This is a genomic window from Rufibacter sp. DG15C (assembly GCF_001577755.1).
Taxonomy (GTDB): domain Bacteria; phylum Bacteroidota; class Bacteroidia; order Cytophagales; family Hymenobacteraceae; genus Nibribacter.
Genome location: NZ_CP010776.1, coordinates 3,958,525 through 3,981,390, shown reverse-complemented (window position 1 = coordinate 3,981,390; position 22,866 = coordinate 3,958,525). Strand labels below are relative to the sequence as shown.

Genomic DNA, 22,866 nt, shown 5'->3' with positions numbered 1-22,866 from the left:
CACCATGCCTAAATCCATTCTATTTACGGTCACCACCGACTTACGCCATGACCAGCGGATGCAGCGCATTGCCTCAGCCTTGGCGAAGGCGGGCTATGCTGTCAGCTTGGTAGGCCGAGCGTTGCCCGCTTCTCTCCCTCTAGATAAGACAGATTTCACGCAAACCAGGCTTACCTGCTTCTTTCATACGGGCCCACTGTTTTATTTGGAATTCAATCTTCGGTTGTTTTTTTGGATTTTAAAGGCCTCACCAGATATTCTGGGGATTGTTGACGCAGACACCGCCTTGGCAGGAGTAATGGCGGCCAAGCTTAAAAAGATGCTGGTGACATATGACGCACACGAGCTATTTCCAGAAATGCCCGAGGTAGTGCACAGGCCTCTGGTTAAAAAAATCTGGGGTAGCTTAGAGGAATTGGCCTTCAAGAGAGCTGACCGCGCCTATACCGTGAGCACATCCTTAGCCAGCTATTTTCAAGACAAATATCACATGCCAGTAGGCTTAGTGCGCAACATGCCATGGAAGGTGAGTACAAACGCTAGTGAGCAAGAACCGCCTTATTTCATTTACCAGGGAGCGCTGAACGTAGGTCGTGGGTTGGAATGTCTGTTACACGCCATGCAAGGGGTAGAGGTTCATCTTATGATTTGCGGAATTGGGCCTTTAGAAGCAGAATTGAAGCGGCTTTCCTACCAACTTGCGCTGGAGGGTAAGGTACAGTTTAAGGGTAACGTACCTCCTGAAGACCTAATGACGCTAACCCAGAAGGCCAAGGCGGGAATTATGCTTTTAGAGGAAAATGGCCTCAGTTATTTCTATTCCTTGGCCAATAAATTCTTTGACTACGTGCATGCCGGAATTCCGCAGGTGTGCATTGCGTTCCCAGAATATAAGGCCCTGAATCAGCTGCATGAAGTGGCTGTTTTGACTGAGTTGGAGGTAAGCCAAGTGCAAGCCGCGCTACAATCCCTATTACATGACAAAGAGCTTTATTCCCAACTGCAACAGAACTGCCTGACGGCCAGGGAAGAGTGGAACTGGGAAAAAGAAAGCCAGGCTTTGCTTAAAATTTACGCAGACGTATGACACCGGATAAATACCTGATTGTGGTGGTAGGACCAACGGCCGTTGGCAAAACCGACTTGTGCGTGCAGTTGGCCAAGCACTTTGCCACGGATGTAATATCCATGGACTCCCGGCAGTTCTTTCAAGAACTGAGCATTGGTACGGCCAAACCAACCCCAGAGGAACAGCAAGGCATCACGCATTATTTCGTGGATTCTCATTCCATCACCGAGGAATATAATGCAGGCGCTTTTGAGCAAGACGCTCTCAACTTACTAGACAAGCTGTATCAAACCCATGATGTGGTGATTGCCACCGGCGGTTCTGGTTTGTATGTACGAGCACTCTGCGAAGGGCTGGATGAAATGCCTGAAATTGCCTCCGGGGTTAGAGAAGCTTTGATTGCCAGACTGGAGCAAGAAGGGCTGGAAGCGTTAAGCCAACAATTACAGGACTTAGACCCGGTCTATGCCCAACAAGTTGATTTGCAAAACCCTCAGCGCGTAATGCGAGCATTGGAAGTTTGCCTAAGCAGTGGCCAGCCGTATTCTTCCTTCCGAACCAAAACCAGCCAGAAAGCCAGAACCTTCAAGACTATCAAAATAGGCTTGACCAGAGACCGCAATGAGCTTTATCAACGCATTGATCACCGAATGGACCTTATGTTGGAGCAAGGTCTTTTAGACGAAGTAAAACGCGTTTTGCCCTATCAACAGCACCAAGCCTTGCAGACCGTGGGCTATACAGAACTGTTTAATTACTTAGCTGGAGAATATGACTTTGAAGAAGCGGTTAGGCTACTGAAACGCAATAGCCGCCGCTATGCCAAACGCCAGCTCACCTGGTTTAGGAGAGACGAGGAAATCACTTGGTTTCACCCGTCGCAAAAAGAAGACATTCTAGCCTTCATCCAACAAAGGATAAGTGAAGATCCAGAGAGTCGTTAATTCTAAAATCTATTGCTTGGGATAACATTGTTTTTGACCTGCTTTCTGAAAAATAGGCCAAAAACGATGTAAAGGAACCTATAGCGCTGCCTCATTTTAGTACCTATTCCTTTTTCCTGTGGTACATCTCAAGTGCGTCTTGGTATTCCCTTTCTGTAACAAGCACAAACACTGGTTTTGCATCCAACTTTGGCTGATAAGATAAAAATTGAGTAAGCTCATTACGTTCTTGATGTAAATTCAAGGAATCTGGTTTGCTTTCCCGCCAGATCTTAAAGCTGATGGACGGTTGTACGTCTCCATCCCTGATTTCTATTAACCCTAAATTGATTGCCCTTTGCATGCTTTCTTTGAATTCCTGGTAGGTAGGAAGCGAGTGGTTTACATAGTCAAAAAATGCAAGCACCTTGTACAAGGGCACTTCTTCATCTCTCTCTGCACAATGCAAAATTCCTTGAAGTAAGAGGGCGGTTGTGGGATTCAATTTTATGCAATTAATATAAAAGGTAGGCTCCAGTAGCCTGCTTTAAAATTCCTTTAAACCAAATCAGCCTCGCTTTTGGCTTGTTTTCTGTGAAACAGGTCTAAAACGAGGCTGATAAATATTTGTAGGAAAAAGAATTACACGCTCAAGACCTGCACCAGTTTTAAGAAGCTTTCACTGATGGGTTTTTTCTTGGTGATGGTATCATGGAAAGGCGTGTAGGCAATTTCTCCGTTCACTACGCCCACCATTTCATTGCTGCGGCCGGCAATTAAACCTTCCACGGCGGCCATTCCCATTTGGCTACTCAATAAACGGTCAGCGGCGGTTGGGGATCCACCGCGCTGCACGTGGCCAATGATGGTTACCTTGGCGTCCATCTGCGGAAGCGCCTCTTTCACCTTGGCGGCAATCTCAGTGGCACCGCCCTCGTCGTCGCCCTCGGCTACAATGATGATGAAAGACGTTTTGGACCGGCGCCAGCCTTGCTGCAGGGTTTCAATCACCTCAGACATAGACGTGGTCGTCTCCGGAATCATGACCATTTCGGCGCCGCCGCCAATAGCACACGGCAAGGCAATGTAACCAGAGTCACGACCCATCACCTCCACAAAAAACACGCGCTCATGGCTGTCTGCGGTATCTCTAATCTTGTCAATAGCGTCCAAAGCGGTGTTCACCGCGGTGTCATAGCCAATGGTGTAATCTGTGCCGTACAGGTCATTGTCAATGGTACCGGGGCAGCCCATGATGGGAATGCCGTACTCCTTGTGGAAAATCTCAGCGCCTGTGAAGGTCCCGTTTCCGCCAATGGCCACTATGCCCTCAATCCCGAATTTAGAGATTTGGTCAAAAGCCTTCTTGCGGCCTTCTGGGGTTTGGAACTCCAGACAGCGCGCCGATTTTAGGATGGTGCCTCCTTTTTGTATGATGTTGCTGACAGAATGAGAAAAAAGACGGTAGATCTCACCTTGGATCATGCCGTTGTACCCTCTGCCAATGCCGTAAACTTCTAACTTATGATGGACTGCAGTGCGCACTACGGCGCGTATGCAGGCATTCATGCCCGGGGCGTCGCCGCCAGACGTAAATACTGCTATTTTTTTCATGGCTACTCTAATGCAAGAGAGCAATTTACAGGATTGTAAATGAAATCACAATCAGTGTTTTAGAAGGAGCATCGTCTTATGGCCGGTTAGTGGGGCACTATAATTGCATTGATGTTAAGTACTCTTCAGTATTATAGGGAATTCACTATAATTTTGGCAGTTTTAGCAGAAAACGACACCGTTTTTTTTAGAAACTCGTAAAAAAAGTTGCGATATTGGGTATCCTCCAAGCCTGCATCTTTCAAGCAAAAAAAACCTTATTTAACTAAATTGAACTATGTTTTCACTATTTGAGAGCGAGGAGACCAAACGGCTCAAGAGTCACATTATCAATTTAGGAGCCTTGGCCAAAATTGACGGACACATTGACTCAGCAGAAATGGACCACATCATCTCCATTGGTGAGCGGAAGGGTATGCGCGCCCAAGAGGTGCGTACCTTACTGTCTGACAGTTCAAAAATAAAGCTGACCATGCCCAACAATGACATGGACCGCTTTGACCAGATTTATGATTTGGTAGAGATGATGCTGGCCGACGGCATTGTAGACGACCATGAAATGGAGTTCTGCATTGACATGGCCATGAAAATGGGCTTCAGGAAGGCCGTGGTAGGAGTACTGATCAAGAAAATTACCACCGGCGTAAAAGACGGCTTGGGCCGCGAAGAGATCAAAGAAGAAGCCATCAATTTTCTAGAGCTTCAGTAATCCAATCGTGATTTCCTGATTTTTTCACCAAGCAGTTGGTCTTATTGCTTTCTTTCAAAGGTCAATGTGTAAGCAGACAATAACTATTTGATGCCAGCAGGTAAGGTTTTCTGGTGCCATTTACGGTTTTGCCGATAGAACAGGCTGGTTTGCTTACCCTCTTGTAGGAGAATCCCGCTTAGTCCTTTAGTTACCCGGGTGGAATCCCTGCTTTCTTGCGGAAGGGAAAGAGTAAATGGACTGTACAAGGTGTCAGCAACCGTCAGCATCGGTTTGCTAGCCAAAACCTTCTCTTGCCAAGCTTGGCCCTCTTGCTTTGGTCTCATCAAAGCCAGCACGGTCGCGGTTTTGCCATCTGTAATCTGCACGGCGTAGTCTACCCTTTGGTCTTTGTCTAAGTCAGTTTGCAGGAAATAAGGGCCTTGCTGGTCTTGGGTAAACCGGGATAAGGATTGGTCCTGCACCAGCGGAAGTTGCCACATGCCATGGGTCTGGTCCAAGACTACTTCCAACTCTGAAGGTAATTGTTGTTTCACGTCTTTGGGAGGGCCTACTGCAGTGAGCGTTCCGTCTTGCTTTTCTGTAGCAACCGAGTCTACAGTAGAATCCAAAAGTAGAGAGTCTCCAATCACCGACGTCACTGGCACCTCCTGGACGTCCTTAGATTGACATCCCAAGAAAAGACAACACAGAACCAGCAAACAGATCAAGCGCATAGGCAAAAGCAGGTTTTATAAAAGGTACGCTTTTGCCAGTTGGCTGTTTATGGAATGGGCGTTTTTAGCCTAATTTCTGGGAAATACCCCAAAAACGGTTTTACAGTGGCCAAAACATGGGCACCAGGAAAAGGATGATAGCCATCAGGATGACTGTGAGCCCAGAGCCAATTTTCAAGAAGTCACTGAACTTGTATTTACCCGGGCTATATACCAGAATACAAGACGGTTCAAACGGCGTCACCAAAGACACCGAGGCCGACAGCATGATGGCAATGGCGAACGTGCGCGGGTTGGAATCCAATTGGATGGCCGTCTGCAAGGCCACCGGCAATACCACCAGCGCCGCCGCCGCATTGGACATGGGCTGGGTCAGGAAGACCGTGAGCAGGATAAAGCCCCCCAGAATCACAATGACCCCAAACGGTTCCAGCAGGCGCACAATCCATTCAGCTAAAAACTTGTCTGCGCCCGTGTTCTGCATGGCCATGCCAAAGGCCGTCATGCCGCCAATCAACACCAGCAATCGCCAGTCAATCACCTGGTAGGCTCTATCTGTTGAGATGCATTTAAACAACACGGCCAGCACCGCCGCGCCCATAAAACTAATGGACAGAGGCAAGAGCCCTACGCTACCAACCAAAATGGCCAGCACGAAGAAGCCTAGCGTTAGCAAGCCTTTCCGGCCTTTAAAGAGGATGGGCTTAAATTCATCCAGCACCGCTAAATGCTGATTGGATTTCAGGAACTCCAACCGGTCAGCGGTGCCCTGGACCAAGAGCATGTCCCCCAGTTGTAGCTGCACATCCCCAATCTTGGTCCGGATGGTCTCACCTTGTCTGGATATGGCCAGCACCACCAAGCCAAAGCGGCGCAAAAAGTCGCTCTCCCGCACGGTGCGTTTGATGATGTCAGATTTCCCGGTGATCAGAATCTCCGCGAGCCTGATGTCGCCACCAACCAAGTCTTCCTCTACAATCACATCGGCTACAATCTCAATGCCCTCCGTTTCCTTGACCTTCATCAGATCATTGATTTCGCCCTCCACCAATAGCACGTCTTTCTCCCTGATGCGGGTGCGGTAGTCTGGTAGAAAGTTGTCCTTGGCCCGAATGATGTTCAAGATCCGGAAGCCCATTTTAGAGAGGTCTGAGGTAAAGGCCACCTGCCCAATCAAGGGAGAGCCCGGCATGATCATCACCTCGGTGAGGTACGTCTTGATGTTGTATTTGGTGGTGAGGGCCTGAGTCTGACCTTGGGGTAGCATACGCTTGCCAATGGTCATCATGTAGACCACGCCCACCACGAAGATGATAATACCGATGCCAGAGAACTCAAAGAACCCGAACGGCTCATATCCGGCCTTGGCCATGTAGCCACTTACGGCTACGTTGGTGGACGTCCCTATCAACGTACACGTCCCGCCCAGAATGGAAGCGTAGGCCAAAGGCATCAGGAACTTAGAACTGCTGATCTGCATCTTCTTGGCCACGCCCACAATAGGCGTCACAAAGAGGGCCGTCACGGTGGTGTTGTTCATGAAGGCAGACACCAATCCCGGTATCACCATGATGAACAGCAGAAGGGAGTTGGGTTTGTTGCCTACCTTCCTGATGAGCCAATTAACCAGAAAGTCAAGAACACCTGTGTCTTCCAGCGCGGCGCTGATCACGAAAATGGAGGCCAGGATGATGATAAAGTCGCTGCTAAAACCATCAAAGGCTTCTTCTGGACTGATGATCTTGGTGCTGGTGAGGGCAATAAGCAGGAGAAGGGTAATAATATCTACTGACAGCTTTTCTGTGGCAAAGAGAACAATTGCCACCAAAAGCAAAATCAGGACGAAGGCAATCTCCATAAGGGCAGCGCTGGTTAATCTAAGAGAAATGTAAAAAGGAGGGAAGGACTACTCACTAAAAAGAGTGCCTTCCTCAATCCTCGTGTTGTACTCTTGCCAGCCAGAAAAGGTTAGCGGCCTTTCCTAAATACCCGTTTTTGGCCTGTTTTCCGGAAAATAGCCTAAAAATGGACGTGCTCTTCAATGGCCTCTAAGATGATGTCGCAGGCCAAGTCAATCTCTTCAAAGGTGATAGTAAGGGGAGGAGCCAGGCGCATGGAATTGTCACAGAAGAGGAACCAGTCGGTAAGCACTCCTTTTAAGATGGCTGTATCAATCACGGCTTTCAATACCTCAAACGACTCCATCTCAGCGGCCATCATCAAACCCAGGTTCCTGATGCTCTTGATGGCTGGATGCGTGAGGCGTTGCTTAAAGCGTTCAGCCTTGGCGTTGACCTGATTCAGCAGGCCTTCTTCTTGAATAACCTTAAGCGTAGCCAGAGAAGCCGCGCAGGAAACCGGGTGCCCGCCAAACGTGGTAATATGCCCCAGCATCGGGTCATTCTTGAAGCTGTGCATGATTTCTTGTCTTGAGATGAAAGCCCCAATGGGCATGCCGCCGCCCATTCCTTTGGCGCAGGTCAAGATATCTGGGGTAATGCCAAACTGCTCAAATGCCCAAAACGTGCCTGTTCTACCAAAGCCACACTGAATCTCATCTAGGACCAAAAGAGCGCCCACTTCGGTGCATCTGGCCCTCAAAGCTTTCATATAATCTTTGCTGGGAACCCGTACGCCGGCTTCGCCTTGGACAGTTTCTATTACAACGGCTGCAGTTCTGTGGGTGATTTTCTCTAAGTCGGGTAGGTGGTTGTGTTGAAGGTGGTTTACGTCTGGCAGCAGTGGCCGGAAGGACCGTTTAAAGCTCTCGGCGCCGTTCAAGGACAGGGCTCCCTGAGTGGAGCCGTGGTAGGCTTTGTCAAAAGCGATAATCTCCGTGCGGCCTGTAAAGCGCTTGGCCAGTTTCATGGCACCTTCTATGGCCTCACTGCCCGAGGATACAAAATACACGTTATCTAATCCAGCTGGAAGCGTCTGCGCCAAGGCGTGGGCCAACTGCGCCGGCGGGGCCTGCACAATCTCGCCGTACACCATTAAATGCAGGTACTTGCCCAACTGATCTTCAATGGCGGAGATGACCTTCGGGTGCCGGTGGCCCACGTTGCTTACGCCAATCCCCGAAATCAAGTCCAAGTACTTTTCGCCGTTAGGACCATACATGAACACGCCCTCGGCGCGCTCCACTTCTAGGAGTAGCGGAAAGTCTGTGGTTTGGGCTTGGTGTTGCAAAAAGAGTTGACGGGCAGAAAGCATAGCAAACGGATTAAGCCGCAAAGATAGCTTTTATAGTCTTGAGTCTAGAGTCGCGAGTCTTGAGTCTGGTGATTTTTAGAATTCGTTTTTAGCCTGATTCCCAGAAAACAGGCCAAAAACAAAAGGGAGGCCATAGACCTCCCTTTCATAAAACTAAACCAAACGAAATGTTACTTGCTTGCCGTCTGCAGACGCTGTAATAAGAGTTGGGTAAACTCGCGTTCTGCGCGGTAAAATTGAGCCAACTGGCGCGGCGTAATTACTCTAAGGTACCGCTCCATGTATTCTTTTTCGGCGTCTAGTTCCCGCTGGCGGTTGGCTAGGCGGCTTTCCAAACCGGCTTGAATCTGCTCATCGGTCATGGAGCCAATGTTTTCGTCTCTGAACTGCTTAGCCTTGTGACGCAGTTCGCGCTTACGGGACTCGTGCTCAGTATAAATAGGCCAGAACCGCTGCGCCTGCTCCGTAGACATTTTTACATTGTCTGTGATGAAGGCAATCTTGGCGTTGTTGATTTTCTCGTAACGGGCCTTGCGCTCCTCAGGGGTTTCCTTTTTTGTCTGCGCTTGTACCTGCGTGAAAGCCGCCCAGAAAAGCAGGACGCACAGGGTGAGAATACTCTTGAATTTCATTCTTATTGATTAGGGGTTGTTTCCATTTGTTCTTCCAGCATCTCCTGGGTGACTATTTCGCTCACGTCCTCGGTGCGCACGTCCAGGAACTCCAGAGACTGGGAAGGGTTCACGGCGGTCACTTCAGCTAAGTCTGCGGTTTGCAAGTCTTCCTGGTTAACTAAGTACTGGTAAATATCTTTCTGCGACACCTGGGCCATGGCCTCTTGGGTAGAAAGCGTCTGGTCTGTGTACTGCGTGATTAAGAAAGAAGCTGCAAACACCAAGGCCAAGCCCGCACCGGCAAACGCGGTCTTCAACTGCCAGAACCAGGCAGTCTGCGGTTGGGCTACCGGGGCTGCATAGGCCGTTCTTTGCATGATGCGCAGGGGCAACTTGTCAAAGTAGTCCTCTGGCACCTGGTAGCCATGATGCTTAGGTAAGCTATTTAAATCAAACTCTTCTTTCATACTCAAGGGTTTAGATGGGTTTTGGCAGGTAGGGTTTAATCTGCCTTCAAAAACTCTTCAATTTTTTTCACGGCGATGTGGTAGGAGGCCTTTAGTGCGCCCACTGAGGTGCCAAGAATCTCGGAGATTTCCTCGTACTTCAGCTCGTCAAAATACTTCATGTTAAAGACCAGCCGCTGTTTGTCAGGCAGACGCACCAGGGCCTTTTGTAGTTTCAATTGGATCTCATCGCCAGAAAGGGTGTCTGAGTTGTCCAGCTTCTCTGCCAGTTCGGCGGCCACGTCATGGATGGGCAGGAAGAAGCGCTTCTTTTTGGCGTTCAAGAAGTTGAGGCACTCGTTGGTGGCAATGCGGTAAATCCAGGTGTAGAGTTGCGCGTCCTGCCTGAACGTCTCCAGTTTCGTCCAGATTTTCACGAATACCTCTTGGGTCAGGTCATCGGCGTCGTCATGGTCCACCACCATCTTCCGGATATGCCAATACACCTTCTGCTGGTACTTGCGCACCAGTTGGTTGAAGGCCAGGTTCCGGGAGTCCGGATTCTGGAATTTGGAAAGTATCTCGTGGTCTTCCAAGAGGACAGTGAACAGTTAGCAGTAAACAGTTTTCAATAAAAATAAACCGCTTAAAGAAATCATGTAGCAAGTTACTAAGGTTGGCCAGAACTCAGTTTCGTTTTTGGCCTGTTTTACAGAAAACAGCCTAAAAACGAAAAATGGCTGTCCAAAATATGAACAGCCATTCTGTATATTCTATCTGTTAACTATATGTCAATAACAGACTACTGCTTTTTTCTCGAAATTACTTTCTCAACGGCGGCTACGATGGCCTGCTCGGTTAAGCCGTATTTCTCCATCAACTGGTCTGGCGTGCCGCTTTCCCCGAAGGTATCTTGCACGGCCACAAACTCCTGCGGCGTTGGCAACTCCTGGGACAATATGCGGGCTACAGATTCGCCCAGGCCACCGTGGTATTGGTGCTCCTCGGCGGTCACTACACAGCCTGTTTTGCGCACAGACTCCAAGATGGCTCTGGCGTCTAGGGGCTTGATGGTGTGGATGTTGATGATTTCGGCGTTGATGCCTTTCTCTGCCAAGATTTTTCCGGCTAGGATAGACTTCCAAACCAGGTGACCGGTGGCCAGAATGGTCACGTCGGTGCCTTCGTTTAGCATCAAGGCTTTGCCGATTTCAAACTTCTGATCAGCAGGGGTGAAGTTAGGCACTACCGGGCGCCCGAAGCGCAGGTACACCGGACCTTCAAAGTCAGCGATGGCCATGGTGGCGGCTTTGGTCTGGTTGAAGTCGCATGGGTTGATGACCGTCATGTGCGGCAACATCTTCATCATGCCTACGTCTTCCAAAATCTGGTGAGTAGCTCCGTCTTCGCCCAAGGTTAAACCCGCATGGCTAGCACAGATTTTCACGTTCTTGCCAGAATACGCCACAGACTGACGGATCTGGTCATACACGCGGCCGGTAGAGAAGTTAGCGAAGGTACCCGTGAATGGAATCTTTCCGCCAATGGTCATGCCGGCGGCCAGACCAATCATGTTGGCCTCGGCGATGCCTACCTGGAAGAAGCGCTCTGGGAATTCCTTCTGGAAGGCGTCCATTTTCAGGGAACCGGTCAAGTCGGCGCAAAGGGCCACTACGTTCGGGTTGGTACGGCCCAGTTCCAATAGGCCAGCCCCGAAACCGGAGCGAGTATCTTTTGATTCAGTGTATGGGAAATCTTTCATCCTATTAATTGAAAAGTTTAACCGTGGTGGTTTGATTAGATTTAATGGTAAAGTCCTTTACATCTGTGAACTTGCTACTGCTGGCGTTCTTTACTCTGAATACCAGCCGGTAACGGCCCGGTTGTAAAGGTAAATTAATTTTACTGCCCGTCTCGGGGAGGTTTTGAATCCAGCGCTGGCTTCCTTCGGCTTCCAGCACATATAAACTACCGTAGCCAGAAAGGGCCTGGGTCACGCTCATGATGCCGGGCGCCGGAAAGTTGAGCACCGTGGTTTGGCCTTGCTTGATGGTAATTTGCTCTTTGATCCTAGGCAAGGTGAGCATTTCCACGTCATAAGCGCCTGCCAAGTACTTGACCTTGCTAGGGAACGGCTGAGGTTGTAACAAAGCGGTACTGCCTTTCGGCCTAATTAAAGCATCCACTCGTCCGTAGGCCGTAGGCGCAATCTGCTGTAAAAAAAGAGAGCCTTGCGGTGCCTTTACTTTGATGACATTGTTCTGCCCGGGCTTAATGTCCAAGTTGCGCACCATCACTGCCGGAATAGTGTTCACCACCAGGTCATAGCTGAGCAAAGCGTCTACTTCTACCGCGTCAGCCTTGCCGTTTGCGTCCATATAGTGCACAAAGTTGTACTCGGGGTGGTCGGTGACGTTGTTCAAGAAGGTCATGTTCACGTTGGTCTCCACCGGCTTGCCCGCCTCATCGGTTAACTGCACCGTGACGGTAGTTTTCTTGAGCGCGATGGAAATCACGTTGTCCAAGACCTTCCGGAAAGTGCTGATGTCTGAGGCATTGTAGAACTGCCCCATGCAACTGAACGCCTTCATGTACTCAGGGTCGTCGCCTAAGCCAATGATGAACGGCTTTAAAAAGATGCGCTTTTTCTGCAAGGCAATAGACGTGGCACAAGGGTCACCGCCGCAACTCTCCACACCGTCTGTGATGATGATGACCACATTGCGTACGTTGTCGCTCACCGGAAAATCATTAGCCGACTGTTGCAGAGAATACGTGATGGGCGTGTTGCCTTTGGGCGTGATGGTCTGTAACTTCTGCTTGATGGCTTTCGCGTTCTTAGGCGCAAACGGTACCTCCAGCTTAGAGTCCTTGCAGTTCTTCAAGGCCACCGCGCTTTGGTGCCCGTACACCCGCAAGGCAATCTCCAAGTTTCCGTACGAGTCCAGGGAGTCCGCCATCTTAGCGAGCATGGTTTTGGCCACCTGCCAGCGCGTGCTTTCTTCCCATTTGGCTTGCATACTACCCGAGGCATCTAAGAGAAACAGCAGACGCGTTTTCTTGAGAGCCACCGCTTTGTTTTGCGCAGACGTCGGCACCGCCATCCCGCAGAGCAGGAGACAGAGCAGACAACTATACAAAGCGCGCGACAAAGCCATGGGCAGTAAACCTACTTAATAAGAGACTAGTAGTCGTTCAGGGTTTCAGACAGCTGTACCAAGGCTTGCTCTAACTGAGCGTCGTTTGGTGCCACGCCGTGCCATTTGTGTGAACCCATCATGAAGTCCACCCCGAAACCCATTTGCGTGTTCATCAAGATGATAATAGGCTGTTTTTTACCGGTCAAGGCTTTGGCTTGCTCCAAGACAGGAACCAGTTGCACAAAGTCGTTTCCGTTCTCGCAATGCAATACTTTCCACCCGAAGGCTTCCCACTTGGCGCGCAGATTGCCCAGGCTCATTACGGCGTCTACTGGACCATCAATCTGCTGGCCGTTGTAGTCTACGGTGGCAATGAGGTTGTCTACTTTGTGGTGAGCGGCGTACATGGCGGCTTCCCAGATCTGGCCTTCCTCCAATTCACCGTCGCCCATCAACACGTATACCAACTTGTCATCATTGTTCATTTTCTTGGCCTGCGCCGCGCCGGTGGCTACAGATAAGCCTTGACCTAATGAACCAGACGCGATTCTGATGCCGGGCAAACCTTCCTCGGTAGCAGGGTGTCCTTGCAAGCGTGAATTCAGCTTACGGAACGTGGCCAATTCTTTCACGTCAAAGTAACCAGAGCGAGCTAATACGCTGTACCAAACCGGTGAGATGTGACCATTGGACAAGAAGAAAAGGTCCTCGTTGGAGCCGTCCATGTTAAACTCAGACTTGTGGTCCATTACTCTAAAGTACAAAGACACCAAGAACTCAGTACAGCCCAAAGAACCACCCGGGTGACCGGAGTTCACGGCGTGTACCATTCTAACAATGTCTCTTCTTACCTGGTGGGCCACGTCATGCAACTGCTCAGGATTGTAATTGAAAGGGTTCATTTTATAGATTTGAAGATTAGACGATTTGAAAATTTGAAGATGTTCCTTTTAATTTCGTTTTAGGCCTGTTTTCTGGAAAGGAGGCCAAAAACGGGAAAGGCCATCTGCTTCTGGGGCAGATGGCCTTTGGGTTATTTTAGCAATTGGGCGGCGTGGTTTTTGGTGTCCACCTTTTTGATGATGTCCTGGATAATCCCGTCCTCATCTATCACGAAGGTGTAGCGCATGGTGCCCATGTATTTGCGGCCGTACATGCTCTTCTCCTGCCACACACCGTATTTCTCTACTACTTCTTTCTCCGTGTCTGCTAGTAGCGGGAAGGGGAGGTCGTATTTCTGAATGAACTTCTGGTGAGATTTCTCGCTGTCTATGCTCACGCCCAAGACCACGTAGCCTTTGTCCAGCAGAATCTGGTAGTTGTCGCGCAGGTCACAGGCCTGGGCCGTACAGCCCGAGGTGTCATCCTTCGGGTAGAAGTAAAGGGCCACTTTCTTGCCTCTGAATTGGCTCAGCTTCACCAAGTTTCCATCTTGGTCCTTTACCTCAAAATCTGGGGCTACATTCCCGACTTCTAGCATGTGTGTTAGTTAGGAGTTAAAAGTTATGAGTTAAGAGTTATTGTTGTGTAAAAGCATGTGTTTGAAAGTGGAACTCCAAATGCCGTTTTTGGCCTGTTTTCCAGAAACTAAGCTAAAAACGGTTTTTGTTAGACCAACTTTTAACTCATAACTTTTAACTCCTAACACTTAACTTAGATTTTAGTGCGGTACACGGTCTCATTGCCCATGGCGTCTTTGACCGTGAGCACCACGTCTCCAGACAAAGGTACAGTTTTATCTAGACGCTCTGAGGTAAGGGTGGAGTTTTTGTGTTCCCATTTCAATAGGACCCATTGGCCGTTCACCTCGCAGCGCCAGGAAGCCATGCCAGACAGGTTGTCCCAAACTTTAAAACTGATTTGAGAAGGAGATTTCTGCACCAGCTTCACGGTGGGGCCCACGGTATCGCTCAATACCTTGAACTTGCCAAAATCCCGTGCTGAGAAGGTGATGGCATCGCCGTTCCAGGTGCCGCCCAAAAAGCCCGTAGACTTTCCCCAGCCCAAACCATACACCGCCGCCTTGGACTTGTCTGCTGGAATGTTCTTGGGCCTGATGGTTACTTTGGCCGGTTTGAAAAGCGTGGTCAACGGATTGTTGATGCTCACTACGTCTTGGGCATCCTGGCTGGTCTGCAAATAGAGTGTGTCATACAAAGACTCCTTTTGGAAGGTGATGTCCAGGTAGCGGTTAGAGTAAAACAGTTCTGTATTGGGTGGCACTGTTTGCTCAAACTTAAAGCGCGCTTTGGTACCGCCAAGGTCCACTGAATCAGGGAGGCCACCAATCAGGTTATAGAGGTACACAGATCCCGCTGCTGTGGTGTAAGAGGGAATGACCGCGTATTTGTAATTGCCAATGTACAGATCCAGGTTTCTGGCGGTTTTAGCGGTATCAGCCACGGTTACCTTTAAAATGCTTTCCAGCACTTCATAATTAATCTTAGGTACAGTGACTTTGGGCGTGCCGTTGCTGTAATAGCCATTGCTTTCGCCGCGCATCATAAACCGAAGCTGAGCCGTGTTTTTATAGGAATCTGACAGATCAATTAGTACTTCATAGACCTTGCCTTCTTCAATGTTGAATTTGCCTTTGCTTTTGTCCGTTTCATAGAGCGGCAGCACGTTGCCATCTGCCACATACAACCGCTGGAAGGCTTTGTTGCTCAGTTTCAATTCCTGGTAATTTATGTGCGCAGAAACCTGGCGCTGCAAATCAAAAGGAACGCCGTCAATGTTGTGCTTGTAAATTGTCTGACCGTTCACGGTCAACTCCATGGCTTGCACGCCATTTCTATTGGTGGCACCGTCATACTGGTCAATGGCTTGAATCTCCAGCCCAAGTAAGCCTGCCGCCGAGATGGTGTCTGCCAAGGTGTAGACATTACCCTGCTTCACGGGCGTAAACATTTTGCGCTGGTACTGTCCCTGCACCCGTGACTTGATGCCCTGCGGCACCAGCGCGAAGTTATAAACCGTGGGCGCCACGTTGTCTTTTATTTCAGCGAAAGTGTAGCGCAAAGGGTTAAACAGTTTGTCGTTTTTATCACGTACCTCAAAGTGCAAATGTGGGCCACCAGAACCACCCGTGTTTCCAGAATAGGCAATGATGTCGCCTCGTTTCACCGGGAACTGGGTCTCTGGTAAGTTCACTTCCACGTCAAAGGCCTGCTTTTGGTATTGCACCTGCAGCATGTACTGGGCAATGGTAGGAATGAAATGGTTTAAGTGCGCATAGGTAGTGACCAAACCGTTGGGATGCGTGATGTACATCATCCAACCATACCCGTAGCTGGATATCTTAATGCGGGATATGTAGCCATCCTCGGCGGCGTACACGGGTAGGCCAATGCGGGCATCCGTTTTAATGTCTATACCTCCATGAAAGTGGTTGGGACGTATCTCGCCCATGCTCCCGGACAAGTAGTTCTGGGTGCCTGGTTTGATAGGGAAAAACAGCGGACTAACGGCCGGCGTGGGCGCCGTGGTAGCTGGAGCGGCGGCCGGAGCCTGTGCCAAGGCCATGGTGCCACTTCCTACCAGGTAAGCTATAATAAGGGGACGAAATCTATTTAACTTCAAAATTCAATATGGTTTTATCTTCTACAAACGCCTCTAACCGGTCTCCAATTTGAATGGGGCCAACCCCTGCCGGCGTACCGGTAAAAATAAGATCACCTTTTTTAAGCGTGATGAACCGCGACATGTACGCCAGGATAGCCCCAAAGTTATGGATCATCATCCCAGAGTTGCCTTGCTGTTTTAGCTCGCCGTTCACCTTCAAGCCAAAGTTGATGTTGTCCCAAGCCGGGAAATCCTCAATAGGCAGCATGTCAGAAACAGGGGCAGAACCGTTGAATCCTTTGGCCAGCGTCCATGGCAATCCCTTGGCTTTGGCTTTGGACTGCAGGTCACGGGCGGTAAAATCAATCCCAATTCCCAGCCCATCAATGTACTTGTCAGCGAACTTAGCCTGGATGTTCTTGCCTTCCTTGCCCACACGCAGCACCAGCTCTACTTCATAATGGATGTCTGTGCTATAGTCTGGGTAATAGAACGGCTCATTGTGGCGCAGAATTGCCGTGTCTGGTTTAAAAAAGATGACCGGCTCATCTGGCACTTCGTTCTGGAGTTCAGCGATGTGTTCTGCGTAATTGCGTCCTATGGCTAGTATTTTCATATCTTTTTTATTTCCAAAGATAAGGGAAATACCTGTGAGAGGGAATCTTAGAAGTGCAATCTGCCTGATTCTCAAAAATTGGCATGGAATTGTATATAGGATAAAATAGATTTGCGGCTGAATCTTGTGGCAACAACACTTTGTGACCGTACCTACGTATATGGGTACGCTCCTACGTAACGGCTGTGAATGTCGCTGGGAACTCAGCTTTTGTATCACTTAACCCTATACATACTATGAATACCTTAAAAACCGCAATACTTTCCTTGACTGTGTTGCTTACCGTTGGTTGTTCTACTGTTCCAATTACCGGGCGTAGACAATTGTCCCTTGTGAGCGACCAAGAAGTAATTGCTATGTCTTTCCAGGCATATGATGAGACCATAAAACAAAGCAAACTGTCTACCAACGCCTCGCAAACGGCCATGGTGAAACGCGTGGGCCAGCGGGTGCAGCGCGCCGTGGAGCAGTACATGTCGGCTAACGGGTTTTCTGCCCAACTAGAAGGCTACCAGTGGGAGTTCAACCTGATTCAGGATGACAAGCAGCAAAACGCCTTTGCCATGGCGGGAGGTAAAACTGCGGTCTATACTGGTATTCTGCCTATCACACAGGATGAGACAGGCCTGGCTGTAGTAATGGGCCACGAGATTGCCCACGCTATTGCCAAGCACTCTAATGAGCGTATTAGCCAGCAGATGGCCCAGCAGTACGGTGGTGCCGCATTAGGTGCCGTGGTAGGAGCCAAGTCTGGCGCTGCCCAAGAGGTAGCCAACGTGGTGTACGGTATTGGTACCGGCGTAGGGATGTTGAAATACGGACGTGACCAAGAATCTGAGGCCGACCAATTAGGCTTGATCTTCATGGCCATGGCTGGTTACAACCCAGAAGCGGCTCTTTCTTTCTGGCAGCGTATGGCGGCCAACGGCGGCGGCGGCACTCCTGAGTTCTTAAGCACTCACCCTAGCAGCGAGACCCGTATCAGCAACATTCAGAAGCACTTGCCAGAAGCCAAGAAATATTACAAAGGCCGATAAGCCATGAAAGCCCCTAGCAAATGGTTTGTTTTTGGAGCAGTGCTCATGGCCCTGTTGCTAAAATCTGATAAAGCCAAGTAAAAGGCTCTTCTTTAAAAGAAGTCTTGACAAGTTATAAAGCAAGAGAAGCCGCCCGTGTAAAACGGGCGGCTTCTCTTGCTTTATACGTATATACTGATTGTTCCCAGACATAAAATTGGCTGCCAAAAAAGATGGATTGACAAATGCGCACTTAGTATGACCAAGCTTGTTCAAATTTACAAAGATGAGACTATTCTGGCAGAAGAGGACCCAGCCAAACGGTTTATGAAAGTTACATGGCTTAAACATCCAAGAAGTGCGCAGTTTAGGGAAGCCGCCTTGCTCATAGTCCAGTTTGTCATGGAAAGGCAAATCCAATACCTGCTTTCTGACAGCCGTAAAGTCCAGTACTTGGACATCTCTGACCAGAATTTCCTGTTTCAGAAGGTGTATGCTACTATGCCCAAAGACCATGCCCTCTACATCTCCTATATTTTAAACCAAGCCAGTTATAACCTAATGGACATTTACCGCATTGGGGAGATGGTGCAGGCAGACGCATCCCTGAACATGCACTTAAAAACCAATATCTTCTTAGACGAAGCCGCAGCCCATTACTGGTTGTTGGGCTCAGAAGCATGATAAACGCTTCTATGAATCTAGGTGAAAAACACTAAGTCCTTTTGAATATCAAGGTAAAAATTATGGTGAATTAGTAGATTCCATCCAACTCATGAATATAAAAACGAAGAGGCCGCTTCTGGTAGGAAGCTGCCTCTCCATTTTTGTCCTTTTTTCTGGAAAACAGGCCAAAAACAAATTGAATCTAATGTATTGAATCTAAAAAGTGGTTTGCTGCAAGGCACCGCGCAGTTTAATACGGGTAAGTACTTTCTTGGTATAAAGCGGAAAATCGCCTTTCATCATCCAGTCATAGTAGCTAGGCTCTTTTTTAAGCACATCGGCTACAGAGACGTTCTTATGTTTACCGAAGTTGAAGACCTCCACACCTGCGTTGTTAAACACAATGCGACCGGACAAATCTGCGGTTTTTTGGAACGTGAATTGGTGCAGCTGCTGCATGTCATTCTGCACTGGAAATTTGGCCTGGTCCTCGGCCCCGGGAAGGGGAACGCCTTCGTATTTCTCCAGTTGTGACTTTAGGATCTCATAAGTTGCAATGGTGTCTGCCTCTGCAGAGTGGGCATTCTCCAGTGGTTTGTCACAGTAGAACTTGTAAGCGGCAGAGAGGGTGCGCTGCTCCATCTGGTGGAAAATGCGGCAAACATCCACAATAGAGCGGTTCTCAATGTCAAAGTCCATGTCTACGCGCAAGAACTCCTCGGCCAGCAAGGGTATGTCAAATTTAATCAGGTTGAAGCCACCCAAATCACAGCCCTTCAAGAAGTCGTCCAAGCCCCGGGCCAATTGCGCGAAGGTTTGGCAATGAGCCACGTCATCGTCGTAGATCTTGTGGATCATGCTAGACTCAATAGGAATAGGGATGGTAGGGTTCACCCGCTTGGTTTGGAGAATCTCCTCGCCAGACGGCAAAACCTTTAACATGCTTATCTCCACGATGCGGTCCTTGCAGATGTCAACGCCGGTGGTTTCAAGGTCAAAGAAGACAATGGGCTTGCGTAGGTGTAATTTCATAGGCACTGGTTTGAACGCTGATGTTACACAGATTCCCTGGAATTTGCGTCTTCTTGGATAGATATTTTTGAATATTCTCTGGCCCACGTAGTAGTGAGCCTGAGAAATGTTTATGGTCCTAACTTAGGAAGTTGTGATGGTGTCTGCCAGTTGCTGCAGGTCCAGGTTCCCGAAGTTGCCTGACGTCATCATCAACAGGTTTTTGTCCTTCCAGTTGTTGCTCAGTAAGAAGTCCTTCAGTTCCTGGCTGTCAGTGTAGACTTCAATTCCCTCGTCGCCAAACGCTTTCTTCAAGTCTGCGGGGTCCAAAGCCGGCATGCGCTTGTGCTCCAGCGTCTTCGGGTTGAAGTACACAATCTTCACGTCCGGCGACAGGAAAGTGCCGTTGTACTGCGGTAGAAAATCCTTGTTCAAACTACTGAAGGTGTGTAGTTCCAGGCAGGCAATCAATTGGCGTTCTGGGTATTGCTTCTTTAGGGCCTCAGAAGTGGCTTTCAGTTTAGAAGGTGCGTGCGCGAAGTCCTTATACACCAGCGTGTGCTCGTTCTCCCCAATCTTCTCTAGTCTTCTGGCTGCGCCTTTGAACGTGGCCAATGCCTCATAGAAGGCTTGTCCTTTGATGCCTATCTGCTTGCAGACTTCCTTGGCCGCCGAGATGTTGCGTAGGTTGTGCTCCCCGAACAGCTGAATTTCTACGTCGTCCTTCTTGGTCTTCAGGATGGTTTTGCCGCTCTTCTTGATTTTGTGCTCATGAATGGTGTAGCCAATATAATTCACATCAGAATTGTTGGGTACACACACTTCCTGCACCTGCTCGTCATCCTGGTTGTAGATGAGCGTACCAGCCTTGGGCGTCATGTCCACGAATATCTTGAACTGCTCGCGGTAGTTCTCCTCGGTGGGGAACACGTTGATGTGGTCCCAGCTGATGCCAGAAATCACGCCAATGTGGTGGTGGTATTTATGAATTTTGGGTACGCGTTGAAAAGGAGAGGAGAGGTACTCATCGCCTTCAATGATAATGATGGGTGCTTCTTCGGTGAGTTTCACCATCAGGTCAAAGCCTTCCAGCTGGGCGCCTACCGCGTAGTCAAACAAGCGGTTGTGGTACTTGAGCACGTGCAAAATGATGGACGTGATGGACGTTTTGCCGTGGCTGCCCGCTATGACAATGCGTTGTTTGTTCCTGGACTGCTCATAGATAAACTCCGGGAACGAGAAGATGGGAATGTTATGCTCCTGGGCGTACAGCAGCTCGGGGTTATCTGGACGGGCGTGCATGCCCACAATCACAGCATCTGGTTTGTCATGCAGCTTTTCTGGGAACCAGCCCTCGGCCTCGGGCAGGAGTCCGTCGGCGGCCAAGCGGCCTTTGGCAGGTTCAAAAATCTCATCATCAGAACCGGTGACCTTCAGGCCCTTCCGGTGCAATGCCAGCGCCAGGTTGTGCATAATGCTACCGCCAATGGCTATCATGTGAATGTGCTTGTATGCTGTTGTACTCATGCCGTCCAAATTCAAAGAGAGCAAATGTACTAATTTCTGTACACGTGCCACCCCTTGCCACCTTACGGATTTTTGGATATGCAGGCACAAATTTGGGAATAGCAGGACAGTGAGCAATGAACGGTAATAAGTAATATGACATCAGGAAAAGGAACTAAGATTGTCGTTTTTGACCTGATTTCTCAGAAACAGGCCAAAAACGACAATCTTCTGAAATAGAATTACTTCTTCTTGCTACTATAGAAATTGTGAATAAGTGGCCGTTTTTGTGGATTACCTGAGTGCGTTGTTTCCTTACATTTGCTAGTATGGAGGAGATGAAAACGAAAGCGACCAGAGGCAAGGCACCTTGGACCCCCAAGCAAACCATGTCGCCGGGTTTAGGAAAGCTTCCGCCCCAGGCTCTTGAGCTGGAGGAAGCGGTGTTGGGTGCGCTCATGCTGGAAAAAGACGCCCTGACGGCGGTTATTGACCTTTTAAAGCCCCAAAGCTTTTACAAAGACGCGCACCAGCGCATTTTTAAGGCCATTCTGAGCCTCTTTGACAAATCAGAACCCATTGATATCCTAACAGTTACCCAGGAGCTGCGCGAGCAGGGCGAACTGGAGTTTGTAGGCGGTGCCTTTTACGTGACGCAACTCACCACGCGCGTCAACTCGGCGGCCAACATAGAGTTTCACGCCCGAATCATCACAGAGGCGGCCATCAAGCGCGACCTCATCAGCATTTCTTCTGAAGTCCTGGGCCGCGCCTATGAAGACACCACCGACGTGTTTGACCTGTTAGACAGCACTGAGGCAAAGTTGTTTGAGGTGTCTGAGAGCAACATTAGAAAGAACTTTGACGACATGCAGTCCTTGATGCACAAAGCTATCAAGGAACTGGAGGCCAAGAAAAGCCAAAAAGAAGGGTTGACGGGCGTACCAAGTGGTTTCAATGCACTGGATAGAGTGACCTCAGGCTGGCAGCAGTCCGACTTGGTGATTTTGGCAGCACGTCCTGCCATGGGTAAGACGGCGTTCGTGGTAAGTGCCATGCGCAACGCTGCTGTGGACTTTGGTAAAGGTGTGGCTATCTTCTCTCTGGAGATGTCCTCCATTCAGCTGGTGAATCGTTTGATTTCTGCCGAGGCCGAGCTGGAAGGCGAGAAGATCAAAAAAGGAAACCTGGCAGACTACGAGTGGACCCAGCTGAACCATAAAATCACCAAGCTGAGCCAGGCACCTATCTTTATTGATGACACGCCTGGCCTTTCCATCAGGGAGCTCCGGACCAAGTGCCGCCGCTTGAAAGCCCAGCATGACATCCAGATGATCATCATTGACTACTTACAGTTGATGAGCGGCAACACCGAAGGCAAAGGCGGCGGAAACCGTGAACAGGAGATTGCCTCTATCTCACGAGCTCTCAAGCAATTGGCCAAGGAATTGAGCGTGCCGGTGATTGCTCTTTCGCAGTTGAGCCGTGCCGTGGAGACGCGTGGTGGTGATAAGAAACCCATGCTTTCAGATTTACGTGAATCTGGTTCCATTGAGCAGGATGCGGACATGGTATTGTTCTTATACCGCCCTGAGTATTACGGCATCACTGAAGACGAGATGGGCAACCCAACCCAGGGTGTAGGCGAAGTAATCATTGCCAAGCACCGGAATGGTGAGGTGGGTAGCGTAGCCCTCAAATTCATAGGCAAGTACACAAAGTTCGGTAATCTGGAGGACGGCTTTGGCGGTGGTGCTGGTTTTGACAGCGGGCACGGCTTCCCAACCTCAGACTTTGACGGTCCTAGCCCGGCCGGCGGGCCTAACACCATACGCTTAGGCAGTAAAGTGAATGACAACGGCGGCGGCTTCCCACCGTCAGGCTTTGATGACGCGCCTCCTTTCTAAGAACATGATATTTAAAAACACAAGTGCCACTTCCTGCATAAGGGAGTGGCGCTTGTCGTTTTTGGCCTGTTTTACAGAAAACAGCTCAAAAACGATGATTAATAAAGTCCAAAACTAATCAAGATGCTCCTTTATA

General features: G+C 49.3%; 22 protein-coding genes. 6 read left to right on the top strand and 16 right to left on the bottom strand.

Annotated features, from left to right (window positions below; translation table 11 throughout):
• The first annotated feature begins 4 nt into the window (after nt 1-4).
• Together TH61_RS17060 and miaA are read left to right on the top strand one after the other, a co-directional pair.
• On the top strand, nt 5-1,087 hold the full coding sequence (locus tag TH61_RS17060) for a glycosyltransferase (RefSeq protein ID WP_066512011.1): 1,083 nt from the start codon (nt 5-7) through the stop codon (nt 1,085-1,087).
• The gene (gene miaA, locus TH61_RS17055; RefSeq protein WP_066512008.1) at nt 1,084-2,013 is read left to right on the top strand and encodes a tRNA (adenosine(37)-N6)-dimethylallyltransferase MiaA; all 930 of its coding nucleotides are present in this window, start codon (nt 1,084-1,086) and stop codon (nt 2,011-2,013) included. The genes TH61_RS17060 and miaA overlap by 4 nt, the downstream gene beginning before the upstream one ends.
• A 103-nt stretch (nt 2,014-2,116) precedes the next feature.
• Here the strand turns inward: miaA and TH61_RS17050 are convergent, their stop codons facing one another.
• Nucleotides 2,117-2,497, bottom strand: a complete 381-nt coding sequence (locus TH61_RS17050) for a hypothetical protein (RefSeq protein ID WP_066512005.1) — start codon at nt 2,495-2,497, stop codon at nt 2,117-2,119.
• 137 nt (nt 2,498-2,634) lie between these two features.
• Nucleotides 2,635-3,606: a 6-phosphofructokinase gene (gene pfkA, locus TH61_RS17045; protein ID WP_066513000.1), complete on the bottom strand. Its 972-nt coding sequence runs from the start codon at nt 3,604-3,606 to the stop codon at nt 2,635-2,637.
• Between the two features lie 277 nt (nt 3,607-3,883).
• Between pfkA and TH61_RS17040 the strand changes: the two genes are divergently transcribed.
• Nucleotides 3,884-4,315 (top strand): TerB family tellurite resistance protein, encoded by a 432-nt coding sequence (locus TH61_RS17040; protein ID WP_066511999.1) that lies wholly within the window; start codon nt 3,884-3,886, stop codon nt 4,313-4,315.
• A gap of 83 nt (nt 4,316-4,398) precedes the next feature.
• Here TH61_RS17040 and TH61_RS17035 read toward each other — a convergent pair whose 3' ends face one another.
• From TH61_RS17035 to TH61_RS16980, 12 genes are all read right to left on the bottom strand, one after another.
• On the bottom strand, nt 4,399-5,031 hold the full coding sequence (locus TH61_RS17035; protein WP_066511997.1) for a hypothetical protein: 633 nt from the start codon (nt 5,029-5,031) through the stop codon (nt 4,399-4,401).
• Between the two features lie 100 nt (nt 5,032-5,131).
• Entirely contained in the window at nt 5,132-6,889 is a 1,758-nt protein-coding gene (locus tag TH61_RS17030; protein ID WP_066511995.1) for an SLC13 family permease, read from the bottom strand.
• Nucleotides 6,890-7,050: 161 nt separating this feature from the next.
• Entirely contained in the window at nt 7,051-8,244 is a 1,194-nt protein-coding gene (locus TH61_RS17025; protein WP_066511989.1) for an aspartate aminotransferase family protein, read from the bottom strand.
• 170 nt (nt 8,245-8,414) lie between these two features.
• Nucleotides 8,415-8,876: a hypothetical protein gene (locus tag TH61_RS17020; RefSeq protein WP_066511982.1), complete on the bottom strand. Its 462-nt coding sequence runs from the start codon at nt 8,874-8,876 to the stop codon at nt 8,415-8,417.
• A 2-nt stretch (nt 8,877-8,878) separates the two neighbouring features.
• Nucleotides 8,879-9,325, bottom strand: a complete 447-nt coding sequence (locus TH61_RS17015) for a hypothetical protein (protein WP_066511978.1) — start codon at nt 9,323-9,325, stop codon at nt 8,879-8,881.
• Between the two features lie 35 nt (nt 9,326-9,360).
• Nucleotides 9,361-9,900 carry an RNA polymerase sigma factor gene (locus tag TH61_RS17010; RefSeq protein ID WP_066511975.1) on the bottom strand — a complete coding sequence of 180 codons (540 nt, stop codon included), beginning with the start codon at nt 9,898-9,900 and terminating at the stop codon, nt 9,361-9,363.
• Nucleotides 9,901-10,106: 206 nt separating this feature from the next.
• Nucleotides 10,107-11,066 carry a transketolase family protein gene (locus TH61_RS17005; RefSeq protein ID WP_066511973.1) on the bottom strand — a complete coding sequence of 320 codons (960 nt, stop codon included), beginning with the start codon at nt 11,064-11,066 and terminating at the stop codon, nt 10,107-10,109.
• A gap of 4 nt (nt 11,067-11,070) precedes the next feature.
• Nucleotides 11,071-12,375, bottom strand: coding sequence for a VWA domain-containing protein (locus TH61_RS17000; protein ID WP_231862250.1), 1,305 nt, complete (start codon nt 12,373-12,375; stop codon nt 11,071-11,073).
• Between the two features lie 113 nt (nt 12,376-12,488).
• Nucleotides 12,489-13,346: a transketolase gene (locus TH61_RS16995; RefSeq protein WP_066511965.1), complete on the bottom strand. Its 858-nt coding sequence runs from the start codon at nt 13,344-13,346 to the stop codon at nt 12,489-12,491.
• 131 nt (nt 13,347-13,477) lie between these two features.
• Nucleotides 13,478-13,924 carry a thioredoxin-dependent thiol peroxidase gene (bcp, locus tag TH61_RS16990; RefSeq protein ID WP_066511962.1) on the bottom strand — a complete coding sequence of 149 codons (447 nt, stop codon included), beginning with the start codon at nt 13,922-13,924 and terminating at the stop codon, nt 13,478-13,480.
• Between the two features lie 173 nt (nt 13,925-14,097).
• Nucleotides 14,098-15,969, bottom strand: coding sequence for a M23 family metallopeptidase (locus TH61_RS16985; protein WP_082780417.1), 1,872 nt, complete (start codon nt 15,967-15,969; stop codon nt 14,098-14,100).
• Between the two features lie 43 nt (nt 15,970-16,012).
• The gene (locus TH61_RS16980; RefSeq protein WP_066511958.1) at nt 16,013-16,624 is read right to left on the bottom strand and encodes a fumarylacetoacetate hydrolase family protein; all 612 of its coding nucleotides are present in this window, start codon (nt 16,622-16,624) and stop codon (nt 16,013-16,015) included.
• A gap of 236 nt (nt 16,625-16,860) precedes the next feature.
• Here TH61_RS16980 and TH61_RS16975 point away from each other — a divergent pair, with 236 nt between their 5' ends.
• On the top strand, nt 16,861-17,661 hold the full coding sequence (locus TH61_RS16975; protein WP_066511955.1) for a M48 family metallopeptidase: 801 nt from the start codon (nt 16,861-16,863) through the stop codon (nt 17,659-17,661).
• Between the two features lie 237 nt (nt 17,662-17,898).
• Nucleotides 17,899-18,324, top strand: a complete 426-nt coding sequence (locus TH61_RS16970) for a hypothetical protein (protein ID WP_066511953.1) — start codon at nt 17,899-17,901, stop codon at nt 18,322-18,324.
• Between the two features lie 198 nt (nt 18,325-18,522).
• On the opposite strand, the gene TH61_RS16965 is transcribed toward TH61_RS16970, so the two are convergent.
• Nucleotides 18,523-19,338: a 3'-5' exonuclease gene (locus TH61_RS16965; RefSeq protein ID WP_066511951.1), complete on the bottom strand. Its 816-nt coding sequence runs from the start codon at nt 19,336-19,338 to the stop codon at nt 18,523-18,525.
• Between the two features lie 123 nt (nt 19,339-19,461).
• A complete protein-coding gene (murC, locus tag TH61_RS16960) occupies nt 19,462-20,844 on the bottom strand; it encodes a UDP-N-acetylmuramate--L-alanine ligase (RefSeq protein ID WP_066512997.1) in 1,383 nt (460 codons plus the stop codon).
• 308 nt (nt 20,845-21,152) lie between these two features.
• On the opposite strand from murC, the gene dnaB reads away from it, so the two are divergent.
• Complete coding sequence (gene dnaB / locus TH61_RS16955) at nt 21,153-22,730, top strand: replicative DNA helicase (RefSeq protein ID WP_066511944.1); 1,578 nt, start codon at nt 21,153-21,155, stop codon at nt 22,728-22,730.
• The last annotated feature ends 136 nt before the right edge of the window (nt 22,731-22,866 follow it).